Below are 19,173 nucleotides of genomic sequence, written 5' to 3'. Positions count from 1 at the left end.
GTTGACCGAAAGTATATCAGATCAGAGGAGAGGCATCTGTGGGTGATATTGAAGATGTCTCTTCTCTAAGCATTGTTTTTGGCTCTCTGGAAACCTATGAAGATTAGAATCATAGGTTGAAGTAGCTAATTATTAGCAATAGCAAAATATGGGGGAGATCATCATGGATTGTATAAGCTGCCTATATTGTAAAACAATTAATTTGTTCACAAAATGCGCAGGAGTTTCCGGACGATGTCAGGCTGGTGTATGTCACTACTGTAGCCATCCTGAAAACAGAAACCCGGTTCCTATCATAGCAAACGCAGCTATAGTGCTGGAAACTTGTCCTGTTTGTCAGAGTACTGACTGACTGTGCAATTTTCCATCTAAATGAACTCTTATCTATCTGGATAACAGATTAGTTGACCTCTTCATATCTCTACCCTTGAGACTCACATTCCCTTTCTTTGCTTTTTTCAAAGAAAGAAAGGAAAAAAGATTGTGGGTTTAGAACCTCAACATTATTCATTTCCTCAATCTGAAAGCTCCGATAATTCCGATAATTCCAAAAATAAGTTCAAAACCGGGACTTTTCACAGAACCCTGCATGATATTTGCATTGTAGCTCTCTGAACTTTCATTGTTGTATGTTCTATCCGACACATATACCGGAGTCTCTTCTTGCTCACTGAATGATGCCTTTACGTTCTCTTCAGCCGTTACTGCAATGGCTTCGCTTTCATCATTTTCACATTCCTGGCAATCAGGAACTTCAATAGTACACGTTTTCCTGAGAGTCATTTTCAGGCAGGGACTTGAGGTGTCTTCAGTTTGAATATACATACCTGCATGAAGGTCGATCTTCTTGTCTGCATCAAGTATTATATCTTCATTTGACGACATGACCAATGCTTTGTCTCCCATGTTAAGCACAGTTGCACTTCCACTTCCTGCAATATCAGTTCCGTTAAAATAACTATCAATTATAGTAAAGCCATCAACATCGAATATACCGTAACTTTCATCACTGTCAATTGTAGTGATGTCTCCTCTGAGGAAAGCATAGTTCAACATGACAAAATCAGAATCCTGTCCCCTGAAGATCGAATCAACGTAGCAGTAGAATATCGGGTAGTCATCACTGTCCTTATAGAGATATGTTCTCTGGGTCTTTTCCAGTTCCATTTTTGTTGATACCACTTCAGTATCAATTGTTTCCCCATCTTTTCTAAGTTCAAGCCAGACCTTTTCTCCATCTACATCGACCTGTTGTGCTACAAGTGACCATCCATCTTTAAGTTCCCATTTCTCACCTGAGAAAAGTTTTGTCTTGTCGTCACTATCTGTTTCCATGAGTATTTTTGCGATTTTATCAGGTTTGCAACCAGCCAAAAGGTCGGAAGGATCTTCCGGCATTACAATGTACTGGGAACCGAAGAAACCCATAAGATAATACTTTTTCAAGTCGGTTTCATCAACCCTGTATGTACTTTCAGAATTAAAACCACCAATCTTTGTCTTTTTTATCTGGGGTTTGCTAATGTAATAAAGGTCTCCTTCAGCAATTCTGTCTCCAAGTTTAATCTTTGCTGATGAGTTTGCACTATTATGCATATACAAAACCTCTCCTGAAAGTCCTGGTTTGATCTTGTACCAGAATCCAGGGTATGAATTTGCATCCCAATAAAAATCTCCTGGGGATATTGTACTATCCGTATTATCATAAACATTGCTTCTTATCTGGTAGCTGACATCCGTAGCAGCAACATTTGCTATAAGCAAAAAGGAAATTGCTGAAAAAACAATTAGAGCTTTTAACATTTTTTCCATATTAGATTACACCTCCAAGCTACTGCTTACCTGCTGTTTTTAATGCAATTACAACTACCTCTGTGTGTATTATTGCACAATCAGCACATATTTAGTATTACTTTTATTATTTTTGTGTTACCAATATGGCATAATATTGTTAATACATTTATATGTTTTTATTCGAATTAGTAATACGAAATAGTAATATTTTAATACTATTTACATATTGTATCTTTAATATTTCAGAAATAGGGGAAGGTACACATGAAGTTTACAAGAGGAAAAATAGCTTTTATTTCACTAATACTCCTGATATCATTCACTTTATGTTCAGGTTGTACGGAAAGCTCATCCAGTGCAGTATCAACGCCATTGGAAGATAATGTGGAAATGATCATTGTAACAGATGCTCTTGGGAGAGCTGTTGAAGTTCCAGGATCACCTGAAAATGTCATATGCTCTGGTCCGGGCTGCCTGCGCTTGTTGACATATCTTGAAGGACAGGACAAAATAGTAGCAGTTGACAGTATTGAGGTGCGTGATTCTCCATACGAGGCCAGACCGTATGCTATTGCTAACCCGCAGTTCAGTACTGATTATCCGGTCTTTGGAGAGTTCAGGGGCAACGATGACCCCGAGAAGATACTTTCTCTGGAGCCACAGCCGGATGTCATATTCAAGACCTATCCCACCAGAGGTTATGATGCTGTAGAACTTCAGGAAAAGACGGGCATACCCGTGGTGGCATTAGAATACGGAGACCTGGTGAACAACAGGGAAAGCATGTATCAGAGCCTTAGTATAATGGGTGAGGTCATGGGTAAGGAGGAACGTGCAGAGGAAGTCGTCTCCTTTTTCGATGCAACAATTTCCGATCTCAATGAGCGTACATCCGACATAGCTGAAGAGGATAAGACCACCTGCTATATAGGTGGCATTGCGCGCAGTGGACCCCACGGTCTGCAATCCACTGAACCGACTTATCCACCATTCCTGTTCACCAACGCAAGGAATGTTGCATACGACTCCATGAACCTCAGTACTGCTGAAGTTGCACGGGAAAAACTCATTGAGTGGAATCCTGATGTCATATTCGTTGACCTGTCAACATTACAGTCAGGAGATGAGAACAGCGCTCTTTTCCAGCTACAAAATGAGGACATCTACCAGCAATTGGATGCAGTGAGTTCTGGAAATGTCTACGGTGTTCTTCCATACAACTGGTACACACAGAACTTTGGTTCTATCCTGGCAGATTCATATTATGCAGGAAAACTTCTCTATCCAGACAGGTTCGAGGATGTGGATGTTGAGGATAAGACCATTGAGATATACACATTCCTCGTGTGTCAGGGAGATGAAGGGAAAGGTAGCGATGTCTATGAACATATGGTAAACGCTTTCGATTCTCCTGCGTTTACAAAACTGGATGTCTAAAGTTTATGTGAAAGGGGAATGAAATGAACGATAGTCACGGGGATATTGCAGAAAAGTACAGGGAACACACCGGCAGGAAAACAAGTTTCCTCCTGTGGGGTATTGTTCTCCTTTTTGCAGGGACGATCATCTCAATTTCCGTAGGTCCTGTGGATATACCGGCTCTTGATGTGATTCGCACTCTTTTGGGAACCAGTGTTTCAGTGAGCCTGAATAGCATAATCTGGAACATCCGTTTACCCCAGGTCATAACCGCAATTGTTGCAGGTGCAGGTCTGGCAGTAGCCGGAGTTGTGATGCAGTCCATACTTCGCAATCCCCTTGGCTCTCCTTTCACATTGGGAATATCCAATGCTGCAGCGTTCGGAGCAGCTTTTTCAGTGATGGTACTCGGAACCGGGGCCACACACAGCAGTGTGGGGGATGCAGTTTCAATTAATAATCCCTATACCACCACAGTTGTAGCCTTCCTTTTCTCATTGCTGGTGACGGCTGTCATCATTGCATTTTCCCGAATACGTGGAACAACTCCTGAGGTCATGATACTGGTCGGTGTAGCAATGGGTTCTTTGTTTACAGCAGGAACAATGTTCCTGCAGTATTTTGCAGATGACGTACAGCTTGCATCAATGGTGTTCTGGGCTTTCGGCGATACAGCACGGGCAAGCTGGACCGAGCTTGGAATTATCACCTCGATAGTGCTGCTTTCCATAATTTACTTCACCCTGAATCGCTGGAAATACAATGCCATTGATGCAGGTGATGAGACTGCCAAAGGTCTTGGAGTTAATGTCGAGAGAGTAAGACTTTACGGAATGATCTGTGCATCACTTGTAACAGCGACCATTGTCGCATTTCTTGGGGTTATCGGATTTGTAGGTCTGATATGTCCCCATATGGCACGAAGAATGATAGGTGATGACCATCGCTTTTTGATACCCGGAAGCATCATAATGGGGTCTTTGCTTTTGCTTTGTGCTGATACCGCTGCCCGTGTCATGCTTCAGCCATATCAGTTGCCAGTGGCTGTGTTGACGTCATTTTTGGGAGCGCCTACATTCATCTATCTTATACTCAGGGGGAGGAGAATATGATCCTGGAAGTCAATGGTGTGGAATTTCAGTACAGAAGCAAGGAAGTACTGAAGGATATAAAGTTCCACCTTAAAAGAAACGAGATTCTATCTATACTGGGACCCAATGGTGTGGGTAAAACAACGCTTCTAAAATGTATGAATGCCATTCTTAAACCTAAGAGTGGAGTTATACTCATAGAAGATGAGGATGTCTTAAAGCTTGAACAAATGGAGATTGCCAGACGGCTTGGATATGTACCCCAGCACTGCGAGCCTGCAAGGCTTACGGCATTCGATGCTATTCTTCTTGGGAGAATGCCACATATAAAGTGGAACGTTTCTCCGGAGGATATCATGCTCGTAGAATCTACTATCAGAAAGCTTAATCTTGAACACGTGGCTCTGCGCTATATCGATGAGTTAAGCGGCGGGGAGCTTCAGAAAGTGGGTATTGCACGTGCCATAGCCCAGAATCCCAAACTGCTATTGCTGGATGAACCGACAAGCAGTCTTGACCTTAAGAACCAGCTGGACATACTTGAAACTGTAAGGGAAGTTGTGAGGAATGAGAATGTTTCTGCCATAATGACCATGCATGACCTTAACCTTGCTTTTCGGTACTCTGACAAGTTCATCTTCCTGAAGAACGGTACTATATTTGCCGCTGGCAGCATGGGAGATATCACTCCTCAGGTAATTGAAGAAGTATACGGGGTTCCTGTAACGATACAGAACTACATGAATGTTTCAGTGGTTATACCCACAATTTGATTCGCGGACAAACGGATAATAGGAGTATTAAAATGATCCTGGAGAACCTTGACTGGAATGATGTATGGATGGTGCGAACCCAAAAGCACCTTGAATGTGGAAATAAGACCGAGTGTTCCTCAATATGGGGAGAAAAGGAAGCTGCAAGAAAGTTCTGGGAAATGTCGCAACGTGACGGACAGAAAAGAGCCAGAAAAACACTCGCATCATTAAACCTCACCCCCGATTCCAGAGTTCTGGATATAGGTGCAGGTGCAGGTTCCCTTGCAATTCCAATATCAAAACAGGTCGCACACGTAACTGCAGTTGAGCCATCCACAGGTATGCTCGAAGTCTTGCAGGAGAACATAGTCGAGTATGGATGTGACAACATCAGCTGCATCAAGAAACGCTGGGAAGATATCGACGTGGAAAAAGACCTGGATGGCCCCTATGATATCATAATTGCCTCATTCTCCCTCGGCATGCCAGATATCCGCAAAGCCATAGAAGACATGCAGGCTGTCTCTTCCGGCTACATCTATCTCTATTGGTTCGCCGGTGAAACATCATGGAACATACACTCAAAAAAGATCTGGCCAAAAATGCACGGAAAGGAATACTGCTCCATGCCAAAATGTGATCTGCTCTACAATGTTCTCTACGATATGGGAATCTACCCTGATATGAGCACATTCAAACTCGGACGCATTGAGCGATACGCATCCATCGCTGAAGCAGTCGACAACCTGTCCACTCATTTCTCCGTATCCACAGACAAACATAAGGATATACTAGGAGAATATCTCGAAGGCTGCCTGGAAAAAGATGGTGACGAATATCTTTACGATGCAAGCTCAACCCGGGTTAAGATCTGGTGGAAAACATAGGACTTTGTGTGTATTCTATTAGGAAGAATGCATACACAGCTGGTGAAAAAGATTTTATTTTTGAAAATGGATTTTGGTTCAGATGCTCAACCATAATTCATTTTCCCGATTTTGATATTTCGATAATTTGGATTATTTTTGAAAATGGGTTCAAAAACACCCCCTCTCGAGAACTTTTGGGGTAATAGTAATAACCAAAAAACGCAACGGTAATTTTTAAATTGGAAATACTATTATTTTTCAAGAAAACGAATTAGTTTTTATAATTATTAAGAAAACTTCCCTTTATTCGATAGAGTGGATTTGAAAAATCATATACCTTTTTTTATAGAAACAGTGTTAACTTTTAAAGGAATATTGTTCCGCAAAGTTAATAGTACACTACAAAACAAATGTAAATCGGTATATAAATTCAGATTCATTATGAATTCGAGGGTGGTACGAAAATGAAAAATAAACAAACTATGTTAATTTGTATTGGAATATCCTTGATATTTCTGATAATGTTTGTGGGAAATGCTGCTGCTAATGATGGCCAATACGGGATTGTCATCGAGAAATATACACTAGGCATGGATGGCGTCTGGTATGATGCTGATATTGCACCAGGTCCAGCCATCCCTGTTGGTTCTACTGTTGAGTGGAAGTATGAAGTCACAAACTACGGGTATAATCCTGTGCTACTTGATAACGTTTGGGATGACCAAGTGGATGTCGATTTTTATCCAGTCTTTCTGTACCCTGACTCTATGTACCCTGATATGCCTATGGAATATTTTGCCTCTGGCATAGCTGTACCTGGACAGTATGAAAACATAGGTTATGTTGATGCTGGTGACACGATTCCATCTCCCTCTGATCCCAGCCACTACTACGGCATACAACCAACAGTGGAATCTTCAGACGGTGCTGGGACTATAAAAGACATATTCCTTGAAGGTGAAAAAGTGTATGCAATCGGGGGCGGTTATGTACCAAGCATAACTTATAATCTCTACGTGGTTGAAGATGTAATATGGTCCAATGGTGACACGATTCCATCTCGTGTTCTTGGAACTGCAACATCGGTAACTACAGACGACTCAGGAAATATTCTTCCAACAACAATATGGTCTTCCGCTGTTGTAGGAGGCTATGATATTATTGTTGACGTAAATGCAAATGGGAACTATGACGAGGGTATCGATGCCTTGGACGACATGGACGTAAATGGTGCAGGTTACCAGGCAATCCCAGAGTTCCCGACCATTGCACTCCCAGTAGTTGCAATACTCGGTCTGGCATTCATATTCCAGCGTAGGAGAAACTAAAAATAATTAATTGGAGGTTTTTACCCTCCATCTATTTTTTATTAGCATTAAGTATCAAAATCCACTTACCAATTTCCTCACCTCCTTTGTCCTGAAATTGAACTTTCCACCACTCAAAATCCTGTCCTTCATCCTCTTCAAAGAACTCCTCTGCATCACTCCATATCCTCTAGCTTCCTCTGGCTTTAAAGTCAATATCCACTGCTTGATACCTTCCTCATCAATGAATGTCTGAGCTTTTTGAATCTCTAATTCCTCTTCATCAATGTTGTTGGCTTCCTTCCCAATGTATAAAATTCCATCTGCATGAACGTGTTTTCGTTCCAGAACCCCAATATCACCTTCAAACTTATGTTCTGGGTGTTCTGCATATTGTATTATGGTTTTACTCAACGATTTGAAATAGTGTGATCCTTGCATGATCTCTCCTGTTTCATAGTCAATGAACGGTTCATACACAATACTCTGAGGATTATTAGAAAAAGGACTCGCATGCCTGAAAATATCACTTGCTTTTAACAGCAGAGAAATGTGGAGTGCTATGGCTTTTAAGGTCATTGGAATGTAGTAAATACAGAATGGTGCCCCTAAGCCTTTTTAAGATGCTGAATAATTATTATACAGACATTTTGATGCAATTATTGTATTTTATGCATTAAGCTAATTTGAATTATAAGAGAGGAGTTTAAATATGAAAATACTTGGAATATCAGGAAGCCCAAGAATAGAATCACGTTCGGGTTCTATTAAAGTTGTACAGAAAATTTTAGAGAGTACAGGATGTGAATATGAGCTTATTTCACTGCATGGTAAAAACATAGGTGGCTGTATTGGATGTATGGCATATGCTGATGACAATGTATGCAAACTGAATGATGACATGAAAACCATGCGTGATAAAATTGTTGAAGCTGATGCTTATGTTTTGAGTGGTGTCAATTATTTCAACACATTAAACGCAGTGATGCATTCTTTCCTTGAAAGATGGTATCAGTTCAGGCACCGTGAAGCTGATATTCTCTGGGGAAAACTTGCAGTTAATGTGAGTCTTGGGGGTATGAACCCTTCGCCACCTACTGAGCTTCTAAACACATTCTGTGCAGCTAATGTAATTAAAGTTATAGACAATGTTGAAGGAATAGGTGCTTTTGGTTGCTGCTATTGCGGATACGGTGAAGACTGCAAGGTCGGAGGACACTATTTTGTAAATGGACCTAACTCTCCGATCAATGAGGATACGATTCCTGATGTTACAAAGGATGAAAAAGTAATGCTTGCAGCTGAGCAGGCAGGCAAAAAGCTTGGTGAACAACTGCGCTCTGCTGATTACAGCCGTGAGAAAACAGCACAGGAAGTCATGGAAACTTTGATGGCTCATCACTAAAAATAATAGTTTATAAGCTTCTCTGGAATATTGATCATTCGCATCAGTTTTACATAACTGATGCTCTTTTTTAATATATCTAAGCAAAAACAGAACTCTCTACATTCAAAAAATGCGTTTAGTTCATGATAATTAAAAAATAAAAAAGATAGATAGAATTCGATTCTAAATCAAATGTTAAAGTTTCTCGACACGATATTCGTAATCATATTCAACACCGCTTTCACCATCAAGGATAAAAGTTAACTGTTTTCTCTCTTCTGGTTGTAAATTAACAGTTTTGTTGGCTGAGTCTCTTATATTTCCGGTGTTAGATATCAGATCTACAGTAACTCTGGCACTTTGTGAATCATCACCTTCATTTTTCACCCAGATATCAATGTTATAAACAACACCTTTGGATATATCTAAAGAGGATTCAATATCAGTCTGTACAACGACTATATCGCTATCGGTTTCTGTACAACCTATAGCCATAAAACAAGCAAACAATACACAAATTAAACAAATACTTTTCAAAGCTTTCAATAGAACACCACCCACTAATTAAACATCATACATAGAAAGATACGTTTAATGAATTAATAATGATATGTTTGATAGGGTTGACTCTCAAATTTACGGGATGTGTAGATTCAGATTCCAGTATATTCACCAATACATACACTAGTAAATATTCCCAAGACCAAAACTGATTGATTGCAACATTGTTATTTTTGTCAATCATGAATGAAAGAAATTATATGGGATAGGTTCTAAACCTTATTATCATCCAGATGAGTGGAATACATCTTTAAGCGGGTTGGGATAGTATCAAAGGAAGCAAATTAGTTCTTATCATATTGATCTTTCTGGCAGCCGTAATTTCTGCCAATGCCCTTTTAGGCTCAGATGATCCGGGGGAGGAAACAATCATCCTCTCTGAAGTTGATGCTGGAAATTCCTTCATTGATTTCTCCGATGACTGGGGGGATGAAACAGGCATCATCTCTAAAGTTTATGTTGGAAATGCTTCAATTGAGGTGTCCGATGACTGGAACTATCATGAAACGGTCCTCATAGACTATGATGAATTAATGGGTTCTGCAGACAATGGCACCTTGCAAATTACCCTGCTGGGTGAGGATATTGATATCGTCATACAGGATTCAAGTGAGCGCCGGGGTAAGATCTGGTATAAGGGCTTTGTTGCCGGATCTCCTGAATACAATGTGGATATTTCGATCGGAGATAATGAGGTACGCGGCTCGATTTCCACTTATGATATGGGTTATAACATAGTTCCGACAGATGTTGTGATTAATGGGCAGACCATTCATCTTGTCGTTGCATCCGATATTCTGGATACAAGATCGATGGAGAAGAATTATCCAATTGACCCACTGACATTTGAGGTTATCAATGAGGATAGCATAGGGCACAAATTTGCTGTTGAGGTATATGATCCTTATAGCAACCTCATATTCAACGAAACTTATTCACTGCAACCTGGTGAGACCATTCTTTCCCCGGAAGTAAGCGAGCAACTAGGTAGACATCGTTACGGTTACACGCTTGATAATAATGAGACATTTGCACTGAATGCAATGGTTGAGCGTGCTGCCGAGCTGGGTTCATCTGAAAAAGTGTCTTTCATATTTGTAAATGACCCGAAACATTCAATGTTGATAAGTATTGAGCAAGCATGAACTGAACTATTTTTCTTTTTCTCTTTTTCTGATATCGTGGCTACAATCCATTTCAAATTAATTTGAAACCGAAATCTATAAATATCCATTTCAACATTATTTGAAATAGGTCATTTCAACATTATTTGAAATAACTTGTAGGTACTCAAACTAATAGATTGCTGTATGATAAGGGCCGGATGTGATTGTATGAATATAGAAATACTCGGTACAGGATGTGCAAAGTGCGTAAAGACAAAAGAGGCTGTTGAAAAGGCTCTTCAGGAAGTTGGGATGGAGGAGGATGTTGTCAAGGTCGAAGATTATGAGACCATCCTTTCCTATATATCGTTGATACAATCCATTTTAAATTAATTTGAAACCGAAATCTATAAATATCCATTTCAACATTATTTGAAATAGGTCATTTCAATATTATTTGAAATAACTTGTAAGTACTCAAACTAATAGATTGCTGTATGATAAAGACCGGATGTGATCGTATGAAAATAGAAATACTCGGAACAGGATGTGCAAAGTGCGTTAAGACAAAAGAAATTGTTGAAAAAGCTCTTCAGGAAGTTGGGATGCAGGCGGATGTTGTCAAGGTCGAGGATTATGAGACCATCCTTTCCTATGGGGTAATGATCACTCCCGGGCTTGTCATTGACGGCGAGGTAATGCTGGCTGGTAGAGTTCCCAGTGTGGATAATGTTAAACAATGGATCACCGGAAAATAAGACAGTCCTATTTCCATGATACAGTATTGAAATTATAAAACTTGAAAAGGTGTTAAAAATGACTGAAAATACGAACTGTGGCTGTAGTTGTGAATGTGATTCAGAGATCGTTGGTATCTATCCATGCTCAGGATCAGCGAATGTAGGTATCATCTCTAACCAGCTGGCAATAGAACTGACAAAAGCCGGAAAGGGCAAGATGCTGTGTACCGCCGGAGTAGGTGCAAAGATCCCTGCTCAATTGAAGAATGCAGAGGGCTGTGACAGAATAGTTGTGATAGATGGCTGTCCAATGAACTGTGCCTCTACCGTATTCGAGAACGCCGGGATCCCAGTGAGCGAGCATATAGTTGTCACTGAACTTGGTGTGAAGAAGACAAGGGATATGGATATCGAGGATTCTGTACTTTCTGAGAGTCTGGAAAAGTGCATGGATCTTTTCTGATAGCTGAATTATGTGATTTAATCAGGAGGAAATGATACTATGGTTGACGTGTTCTATCCCATGCAATGGGTAGCAGATAAGGTCACTTACGATCTACTTGGGATCGAAGCTACCACAGGTCTTGCAAAGAGCCTGAATTTTATTATCTACGATGTACTGAAGATATTTGCACTTCTTTCTGTAATGATCTTCCTGATAGCTTACATGAGGTCCTATATCACACCTGAGAAATCCAGAAGGATACTTGGAGGTAAAAAAGGACCCATATACAATGTAGCAGCATCACTTGTGGGTACTGTCACCCCCTTCTGTTCATGCTCATCCGTTCCTATCTTCATAGGTTTCATTGAAGCAGGAGTCCCTCTTGGTGTGACATTCTCGTTCCTCATCACCTCTCCCCTTGTTAATGAAGCAGCCATTGCTGTACTCTGGGCTACACTGGGATTCAAGGCAACTGCACTCTACGTTGTTTCAGGTGTCGTCATCGGTGTTGTCGGAGGTTATATCATAGGCCTGCTCAAGCTGGAGCGATACGTTGCAGATTTTGTCTACAAGGTACATTCTCTCCCTTTCAAAGAGGCTGAGATGGGCTCAAGGCAGAGACTCGATTACGCTGTCGAAGAGGTCAAAAGCATTGTAGGAAAGATCTGGATCTATGTCATCATAGGTGTAAGTCTTGGAGGAATATTCCACGGATTTGCCCCTGAAGGAATACTTGCACAGTATGCAGGAAAGGATAACCTTCTCGCTGTCCCTGTTGCAGTACTCATAGGCGTACCACTCTATTCCAATGTAATGGGTCTGATCCCCGTGGTTGAAAGTCTCATCGGAAAAGGACTTCCAATCGGTACTTCCCTGGCCTTCCTGATGTCCGTCACCGCAGTATCACTGCCTGAGATGATCATACTGAAGAAGGTTCTCAATAATGAACTGATAATACTATTCGTGACCATCGTAGCAGTAGCTGTGATATTCACGGGATATATGTTCAATGCAGTTCTTTAAAAATGACACAAGAGGGGTAAGATACTAGATCTTATTCCTCTATTTTCCTCCCGAAAAAGTAATAGAAATCTTCCACTCTTAACCATCGTTTCCAATGGCATCTGCAGGACAGGCATCAAGCCCACTTTCACAGGCTGTTTTTTCCTCATCGTTTTCAGGCTGTTTGAAAACATATGCAGTCGAATCATCATCTTTCATCTTGAAATTATCAGGTGCTTCGTTTACGCATAAATGGCATCCTATGCATTCATCATCCACATAATAAGCACCATCAACATTCTCGTCTAATTTGTTTTCTTTCATTGCCATTGTATTTCCCCACTCAATTCGATAATAGGGCTTGATAGTTCAAGCCAACTTTTTAATTACGTTACGTGTTTGGTGGGTCTGTATTTATTATTTGCTCTACCAAAGGTTTTGACCTGATAATAGGTAAAAATTGATCTGGAGAATGTCATTCAGGCCTTCTTCAATGTTACCCAGAAAACACTTCCCTTTGCAGCAGGGTTATCTTCCACTCCAATATGTCCGCCGTGCAGCTCGGTTATCTTCTTTGCTATGGCAAGTCCGAGTCCTGTACCCTTGACACCGCTTTTGTCCACTCGCTTGAACCGTTCGAAGAGCTTTGGCTTGTCCTCATCCTTTACCCCTGTGCCAAAGTCTGTGAATGTCACCTTCCAATCCTCATCGTAATCCAGTATATCTATGATGATCCTTTCTTTTTCGGGACTGTACTTGATGGCGTTTGACAGGAGATTAACAAAAACCTCCTCTATCATGGGGTTCACCTTTGCCATGTACGAACCGTTGGGTATGTCTTCGACGAACATCTGTTTTTCATCGCTGAGTGGCTTGAGGTTTTCCACTATCCTTCTAAGCATCAGGGCAATATCCATATCATTGAACTCTATGCTATCAATGGTATCCAGTTTTGCGAAGCTGGCTGCGCTTCTGATAATATCTATGAGTTTGCTGTTGTTCCGATCGATGGTCTTAAGCATCCCCATTCTTTCTTCATCATCTTCGCTCTCAAGCAGAACATCGGTATAGCCCTTGATGATCCCTGCAGGATTTAGCAGGTCATGGCGTAATATGTCGGTAAAGAGGTCTTTCATCTCATTGGATCTTTCGAGCTCCTCTGCATATTCCCTGAGGTTCTCGATATCTTCCCTGCGCTGTATGAGATTCCATAATCCCTGCATCAGCAATGTTAACTGGCGTGCATCTGTTCTGTCGTAATCTCCATCCTTATTACCCACTCCAACAGTGGCAACTATTCTTTCACCATCAAACACAGGTATGCCCAGGTAATTATAAACCTCCACATGGCCCGATGGATATCCTTTTTTGAGTGGGTTCTGTGCAGGGTAATCATTGATTATGCAAGGCTTCCTCTGGCGTATGGGCTCCCCCCAGAGTCCAATAGCTTCCACTGGATACACGAACTTCTTATCCGGAACAGTACACTCATTCATCACACTGTCCGACCAGGTATGCATTATGAGATTGCTCTCGTCATCGCTTAGAAATGCAATATAGCCTATCTTGCTTTGCGTAAGCCTGACCGCCTGTTCATGCACAAAATCAGTTATCTGTTGCATTGGCGCTTCAGTCATTTGTTCAAGTTCCAGGAGTGCTTCAAGACGGTACTCGTCAAGCTTCAGTGCTTCTTCAAGTTCCATTCTTGAAGTGACATCTTCCAGGATACAAACGGAACCATTAGGGGAATCCTGACTGGAGATGTTGGGATTGCAGTGTATCTCGATCTCTATTGCTTCATCCTTTCCATGGGGATAGAACTCGCCCTGATAGTATGCAGGCTCTCCTGAGATGGCTCTTCTAATAACATTTTGCATCTCCTTGTCTGTGAATATATCGGCCATATTCAAGCCGATTATCTCCTTTTTTTGCATATTGAGAATATTGCTGAGTTTTTCATTGCAAAGGGAGATCATTCCATTCTGGTCGAAGTAAGTGATGGGCAGTGGTGAATTTTCAAAGACCATGCGATATTCATTCTCAGATTGCAATTGTCATACCTCATTCCATATTTTGTCAGGTCCGCAAGTAAAAAAATCATATAGGAAAATATCAAACAAGGAGTATTGTATGTCCACTTGGGGAGATACTACGCCTGCAAAAAGAAAAGATATAAAAATATTTATAGGTTTTGTAACAGGTCAGTCTAGTGTACCGCTATGTGATGGCTATTTTCCCAATTAATGTTAATCTAACAATAATCCTGTCTTCATTTTAGCTGTTTTAATGCATCTCTGCAGGCTGCAACAGCTGGCGCACCTGAAGTTATGAATATTACATCCATTGCTTCCATGATCTCTTCTTTGGTAGCACCGTTATTGATTGCGCTCTGCATCTGGACGACTGTGCATCTTTCGCACTGCTTGGATGCAACCACTGCCAGAGCCATCAGTATCTTTGTCTTTGCAGGCAAAGCACCATCTGATAACAGTCTGTGGTTGCAAAGGTTGTATTTCTTCAGGAACTTAGAATCAATATCTCCCACTATCTCAAGTATACGGGGAGTGAAACTAAGTTTATCGCTCATACTATCCAGTAACTCTTTGTGTTCAAGTTCTTCATATTTAGACATTTAATACCCCCAATTGTCTAACACTAATTCTATGATCAATTACTATTTACTTATTTTGCCAGCAGAATACATATAGAAAAAATGTTAAGTAAAAGTGTTATCATTGATTTATAGGGGTTCAACGGAGACTATAGTAAAGACAATGATTTAAACACTTCAATCCAAATGTATTGAGGTTTGTATGTATAACCTGACAAATACAGATCTTGAAGATGTAACCAAAGAACTTGTGGATTCTTGTGGTGTCGTTGTTTGAACTTTTAGTTTACTTGGAAGTATGCATCCTAATGCAATCGATGCATCTAATCTTGTCAAGGTTGTGAGCTCACCTGCCAAATATTATGTAGAGCTTGCTAAAAATATAAGGGGAGAATAAAATGAAACCAACTGATGATCTAAAAGAAGAACATCATGCTGTCAAATTGATGCTGAATATATTGGATGGAATCTGCATAGATATCGAATCAGGAAAAGAAGTTAAACATGAACATCTTGAGAATGTCGTTGAATTCTTGAAAGTATTTGTTGACAAATGTCACCACACAAAAGAAGAAGAATATCTTTTCCCTGCAATGAAAAAGGCAGATATTCCTGGTTCAGAAGACATGATAGATTCCCTTCTGGAAGAACATGAACATGGAAGGCGAAATGTCAAAATGATAAGTGAAGCGATTTCTGGAAATATGGACTCTGAAGCTCTATCAACAATAGTCAAAAGCTCAAGGGATTATATTGAACTTTTGACCCCGCATATCATCAAAGAGGAAAATACTCTTTTTCCAATGGCAGATGAACATCTTGCCAAGAAGATTCAGGATAATATGTTGAAATCATTTGAGCTCGTTGAGATCGAGAAAGTAGGTGAAGGCAAACACGAAGAGTTCCACAAGCTTCTCCATAGCCTTAAAGATGTTTATGTGAAGTCTTAATTCAGCTATGGTAAGCCCGAGCCCTGGGCCCTTGACACCGCTTATTATGGCAAAGGTTCTTACAGAGTTTTTCATTAAGCTGTGTACTGTTTGCTCTACTTTTTAATTTTTATCGATTCATAATCAAAACTTATATAACCTCAATATACATAATTTACAGTAATTACTGGAAATAGTGTTAATAGGGCGTTGATATGGAAACAGTAAAAAAAGAATTTGAAGATCTTGTGTATCAGGGGATGAGGTCCTACGGACTTGATGAACTTTCCTCTAAATTGCTTGCAACGCTTTATTCTGAAGCCGATCCAGTAACCTTAGAAGAACTTTCTGCAAAAACCGGGTACAGTTTTTCTGCAGTAAGTGCAGCAATGAAACTGCTTAGTGGAATAACCCTTGTAGAAAAAACAAAGAAGGCCGGTTCAAAAAAACTGTATTTCTCAATTCAGAGAGATATGTTGACAATGACCATTCATACGATCAAAAGTAAGAGTGAAGCCTTCGTTAGTCCTGCGCTAAAAGATCTTCCTGCAATAATTGAAAGATGCAAAAATAGTAAAGCAGAAGAATCTGAAGAAACACTCAAAGTGATCGAACAATATTATCAGCAAATGGTTGCACTGGACTTGATCTTTAAAAATCTTATTGAATTCACAGAAAAGATTCAGAAGGGGATGAATAAAGAATGAATCAAAATACAAAGCTAACATATTTCCTCTTATTAATTTTGACAATTTTTCTAACAGGAATATCTACTGTCGAAGCAGAATCCTCCGGTGACGAATGTTTGACTGCAGTTATAGAAGATATAAGTCCCAGTTCAGTAGGTATGGATGAAGAATTCACTGTGGGAATAAGCCTTGAGAACTGTGGTACCAGAGTTCCTGAAGAAATCACATTTGAAATAATCAGCATCCCACCGGATATCATAGTTACAGAGGATCTGGTTGCCTATATTCCTAAATTTGTATATCAGGGCAGTGAAAGGCAGTTGAGATACCATATGAGAACAACTCCTGATGCTAACCCTGGTCCTCATATCATAAAAATGAAATTGACATATGGAAATGAGGATGCAAAAAGGACAACATATTATGAAGTCGAGGTGGTGGTCACAGGTGAACATGCAGAACCAAGGATATCTTCTGTCAAAACCGACCCTGAATATATTTATGAGGGGGATACAGTCGACCTAAAGTTGGGAATAGAGAATTTTGGTGATGCAATAGCAAAATCTGTATCAGTTAGTCTATATCATGAATTTAAAGGAATTAAAAACTCTACAATTGGAACTCTTGGCTTAAATGGTACTCAAACCGCATTATTCAAATTTAAGGCAGACAGCTCAGGAGAGCTTGAAATTCCTGTTATTATAAATTATGAAGATGATTTTGGTAAGCAAAAAGATGAATATGACATTAAAATAACCGTGCTTGACAAAAAAGGAAGCCTGAATCTCGCATCTGTAAAGGTTGATCCTGTTCTCCCTTACATGGACGATACTGTAGAATTGACCATGAGAATCGAAAACTCTGGTGACAGAACAATAAATTCAATTAGAGTTTATGCTGACCATCCCTTCAAAGGACTAAAAGAATCTTTCATAGGAACACTTGACCCTAATGAAGACGGACCTGCAGTTATCACCTTCATAGCTAATCAGGAAGGAGAATATGAGATTCCTGTGACCATTACGTATATCGATGATTTTGGAGAAGAGCAGATCGAAACAAATATCAGTCTCATAGTCATGGAGAAAAGTGGCGGAGCAGGAATGGCTGTGTTCGTATTGATAGTCCTGGCAGTCATTGGAGGACTTGTCTACAACAACTACAGGACAAAGAAGTCAAAGGATGAGATAATCAAACAGTTGATGGAAGGCGGAGCTACCCCAATTGACAAGAAAGAACAGTAAGAGGTCTTCGACATGATCAATGATATCAGGGTGGGAGCTCTCATTGCATCCAGTAGCATAAAAAGAGGCAATAAAAAGACACTCATATTCATAGTCTTTGTTCTCTCTCTCATCTTTATGAACCTGGTATTCCTTCCATCGATGATAGGGGGAATGACAGTCCTGTTCACCGGGATCATGCAGGACTATCCTTACGGGGATATTGTCATCGAACCATCGGGGGACAATACCTACATCAACAATGCCGATAGCGTATTGAAGAAGACTCGGGCCGTGGAAGGAGTAAGGGCGGCAACAAAGAGGTTGGATGTGGGAGCATCCATTGAGCATAAACAAAATGTTGTAGGAGTTACGCTAACAGGGCTACTTCCCACAGAAGAATACGAGATATCACAATATCCCTATAGTATCGTTGAAGGGGATTTCCTGGGGGAACTTTCCCAGGATGAAATAATCCTTGGTGCTGCAATCGCAGGTACAAGTACAATTTTTGGAGAAATATATGATGATCTGGGTGAGGCCAGAGTGGGATCACTTGTTGATGTAACATACAGTAATGGCGTAAAAAGGACCTATAAGGTCAAAGGCATCATGGAAGGCACATTTGAACTTGTTGACCTTAATGCTCTGGTTCACTACAAAGAGATTGAAGATGTATATGGTCTGGAAGGGAGTAAAGCTACCAGTGTAGTTGTAAGGGTTAGCCAGCCAGGGAGTGAAAACCAGATCAAGGATAAGATAAGGGATGCCGGGGTGAATGAGGAGGTCTTCACATGGGCTGATAAATCCGAGACCCTCATAAGACAGGCGGTACAAAGCCTTGGTGCTCTGGACACAATGTCAAAGTTCGTGAGTCTGATAGTGGGTGCAGCATTGATCCTTATAATCATCTATATCAACATACTCAACAGGAAGAAAGAGATTGGTATTTTAAAAGCAATAGGCATTACCCCTAGATCGATCGTATTGTCCTATGCGTTTCTTAGCATGTTCTATGTTTCCCTGGGGATATTCGCAGGATTGGTATTGTACCTTTCACTCATGTTCTACTTCCAGGCAAATCCGGTAACATTCTATGAAACCATGGAAATAAGTCCTCAGATAGATCCTATGCTGCTTGTTCAGAGCATAGTTACCATGCTCACATTATCAGTGATAGCCGGAACACTTCCTGCCTGGAGTGTATCAAAAGAGAGCATACTCAAAGCTATATGGGGAAGATGA

Annotated in this window: 23 protein-coding genes; 17 read left to right on the top strand and 6 right to left on the bottom strand. The window is 40.5% G+C overall.

Annotation, left to right across the window (positions count from 1 at the left end; genetic code table 11):
* Nucleotides 1–202 precede the first annotated feature (202 nt).
* A complete protein-coding gene (locus tag V7O66_RS05505) occupies nt 203–352 on the top strand; it encodes a hypothetical protein (RefSeq protein ID WP_406661979.1) in 150 nt (49 codons plus the stop codon).
* A gap of 155 nt (nt 353–507) precedes the next feature.
* On the opposite strand, the gene V7O66_RS05500 is transcribed toward V7O66_RS05505, so the two are convergent.
* Nucleotides 508–1,812, bottom strand: a complete 1,305-nt coding sequence (locus V7O66_RS05500; RefSeq protein WP_406661977.1) for an S-layer protein domain-containing protein — start codon at nt 1,810–1,812, stop codon at nt 508–510.
* A 246-nt stretch (nt 1,813–2,058) separates the two neighbouring features.
* Between V7O66_RS05500 and V7O66_RS05495 the strand changes: the two genes are divergently transcribed.
* The 6 genes from V7O66_RS05495 (at nt 2,059) to V7O66_RS05470 (ending at nt 7,256) form a co-directional block, all read left to right on the top strand.
* Nucleotides 2,059–3,231, top strand: coding sequence for an iron ABC transporter substrate-binding protein (locus V7O66_RS05495; RefSeq protein WP_406661974.1), 1,173 nt, complete (start codon nt 2,059–2,061; stop codon nt 3,229–3,231).
* Nucleotides 3,232–3,254: 23 nt separating this feature from the next.
* Nucleotides 3,255–4,325, top strand: coding sequence for a FecCD family ABC transporter permease (locus tag V7O66_RS05490; RefSeq protein ID WP_406661972.1), 1,071 nt, complete (start codon nt 3,255–3,257; stop codon nt 4,323–4,325).
* Nucleotides 4,322–5,077: an ABC transporter ATP-binding protein gene (locus tag V7O66_RS05485; protein WP_406661970.1), complete on the top strand. Its 756-nt coding sequence runs from the start codon at nt 4,322–4,324 to the stop codon at nt 5,075–5,077. Before V7O66_RS05490 ends, V7O66_RS05485 begins: the two co-directional genes overlap by 4 nt.
* A 32-nt stretch (nt 5,078–5,109) precedes the next feature.
* The gene (locus V7O66_RS05480) at nt 5,110–5,946 is read left to right on the top strand and encodes a class I SAM-dependent methyltransferase (protein ID WP_406661968.1); all 837 of its coding nucleotides are present in this window, start codon (nt 5,110–5,112) and stop codon (nt 5,944–5,946) included.
* The gene (locus V7O66_RS05475; RefSeq protein ID WP_406661966.1) at nt 5,934–6,131 is read left to right on the top strand and encodes a hypothetical protein; all 198 of its coding nucleotides are present in this window, start codon (nt 5,934–5,936) and stop codon (nt 6,129–6,131) included. Before V7O66_RS05480 ends, V7O66_RS05475 begins: the two co-directional genes overlap by 13 nt.
* Before the next feature lie 261 nt (nt 6,132–6,392).
* A complete protein-coding gene (locus V7O66_RS05470; RefSeq protein ID WP_406661964.1) occupies nt 6,393–7,256 on the top strand; it encodes a PEF-CTERM sorting domain-containing protein in 864 nt (287 codons plus the stop codon).
* Between the two features lie 54 nt (nt 7,257–7,310).
* On the opposite strand, the gene V7O66_RS05465 is transcribed toward V7O66_RS05470, so the two are convergent.
* The gene (locus tag V7O66_RS05465; protein WP_406661962.1) at nt 7,311–7,814 is read right to left on the bottom strand and encodes a hypothetical protein; all 504 of its coding nucleotides are present in this window, start codon (nt 7,812–7,814) and stop codon (nt 7,311–7,313) included.
* Nucleotides 7,815–7,947: 133 nt separating this feature from the next.
* Here V7O66_RS05465 and V7O66_RS05460 point away from each other — a divergent pair, with 133 nt between their 5' ends.
* Entirely contained in the window at nt 7,948–8,640 is a 693-nt protein-coding gene (locus V7O66_RS05460; RefSeq protein ID WP_406661960.1) for a flavodoxin family protein, read from the top strand.
* A gap of 177 nt (nt 8,641–8,817) precedes the next feature.
* Here V7O66_RS05460 and V7O66_RS05455 read toward each other — a convergent pair whose 3' ends face one another.
* The gene (locus V7O66_RS05455) at nt 8,818–9,117 is read right to left on the bottom strand and encodes a hypothetical protein (RefSeq protein WP_406661958.1); all 300 of its coding nucleotides are present in this window, start codon (nt 9,115–9,117) and stop codon (nt 8,818–8,820) included.
* 365 nt (nt 9,118–9,482) lie between these two features.
* On the opposite strand from V7O66_RS05455, the gene V7O66_RS05450 reads away from it, so the two are divergent.
* The 5 genes from V7O66_RS05450 to V7O66_RS05430 all read left to right on the top strand — a co-directional run bounded on the left by V7O66_RS05450 (nt 9,483) and on the right by V7O66_RS05430 (nt 12,497).
* Nucleotides 9,483–10,328 (top strand): hypothetical protein, encoded by an 846-nt coding sequence (locus V7O66_RS05450; protein WP_406661956.1) that lies wholly within the window; start codon nt 9,483–9,485, stop codon nt 10,326–10,328.
* A gap of 189 nt (nt 10,329–10,517) precedes the next feature.
* Nucleotides 10,518–10,682: a thioredoxin family protein gene (locus V7O66_RS05445; protein WP_406661954.1), complete on the top strand. Its 165-nt coding sequence runs from the start codon at nt 10,518–10,520 to the stop codon at nt 10,680–10,682.
* A 128-nt stretch (nt 10,683–10,810) separates the two neighbouring features.
* A complete protein-coding gene (locus V7O66_RS05440) occupies nt 10,811–11,047 on the top strand; it encodes a thioredoxin family protein (protein ID WP_406661952.1) in 237 nt (78 codons plus the stop codon).
* Nucleotides 11,048–11,105: 58 nt separating this feature from the next.
* Complete coding sequence (locus V7O66_RS05435; RefSeq protein ID WP_406661951.1) at nt 11,106–11,492, top strand: putative zinc-binding protein; 387 nt, start codon at nt 11,106–11,108, stop codon at nt 11,490–11,492.
* A gap of 39 nt (nt 11,493–11,531) precedes the next feature.
* Nucleotides 11,532–12,497 carry a permease gene (locus V7O66_RS05430; protein WP_406661950.1) on the top strand — a complete coding sequence of 322 codons (966 nt, stop codon included), beginning with the start codon at nt 11,532–11,534 and terminating at the stop codon, nt 12,495–12,497.
* A gap of 78 nt (nt 12,498–12,575) precedes the next feature.
* Here the strand turns inward: V7O66_RS05430 and V7O66_RS05425 are convergent, their stop codons facing one another.
* From V7O66_RS05425 to V7O66_RS05415, 3 genes are all read right to left on the bottom strand, one after another.
* On the bottom strand, nt 12,576–12,806 hold the full coding sequence (locus V7O66_RS05425) for a ferredoxin (RefSeq protein WP_406661949.1): 231 nt from the start codon (nt 12,804–12,806) through the stop codon (nt 12,576–12,578).
* Nucleotides 12,807–12,955: 149 nt separating this feature from the next.
* Entirely contained in the window at nt 12,956–14,527 is a 1,572-nt protein-coding gene (locus V7O66_RS05420; RefSeq protein ID WP_406661948.1) for a GAF domain-containing protein, read from the bottom strand.
* Between the two features lie 218 nt (nt 14,528–14,745).
* Entirely contained in the window at nt 14,746–15,108 is a 363-nt protein-coding gene (locus V7O66_RS05415) for a carboxymuconolactone decarboxylase family protein (protein ID WP_406661947.1), read from the bottom strand.
* Between the two features lie 377 nt (nt 15,109–15,485).
* Here V7O66_RS05415 and V7O66_RS05410 point away from each other — a divergent pair, with 377 nt between their 5' ends.
* From V7O66_RS05410 to V7O66_RS05395, 4 genes are all read left to right on the top strand, one after another.
* A complete protein-coding gene (locus V7O66_RS05410) occupies nt 15,486–16,037 on the top strand; it encodes a hemerythrin domain-containing protein (protein ID WP_406661946.1) in 552 nt (183 codons plus the stop codon).
* A 194-nt stretch (nt 16,038–16,231) separates the two neighbouring features.
* Entirely contained in the window at nt 16,232–16,723 is a 492-nt protein-coding gene (locus V7O66_RS05405) for a GbsR/MarR family transcriptional regulator (protein ID WP_406661945.1), read from the top strand.
* Between the two features lie 38 nt (nt 16,724–16,761).
* Nucleotides 16,762–17,949 carry a COG1361 S-layer family protein gene (locus tag V7O66_RS05400; RefSeq protein WP_406661944.1) on the top strand — a complete coding sequence of 396 codons (1,188 nt, stop codon included), beginning with the start codon at nt 16,762–16,764 and terminating at the stop codon, nt 17,947–17,949.
* 12 nt (nt 17,950–17,961) lie between these two features.
* Nucleotides 17,962–19,173 (top strand): ABC transporter permease, encoded by a 1,212-nt coding sequence (locus V7O66_RS05395; protein ID WP_406661943.1) that lies wholly within the window; start codon nt 17,962–17,964, stop codon nt 19,171–19,173.

Source organism: Methanolobus sp. ZRKC3 (genome assembly GCF_045291275.1).
Lineage (GTDB): Archaea > Halobacteriota > Methanosarcinia > Methanosarcinales > Methanosarcinaceae > Methanolobus.
Note: the sequence above shows the minus strand (reverse complement) of the source record. Positions and strands in the feature narration are given on the sequence as shown.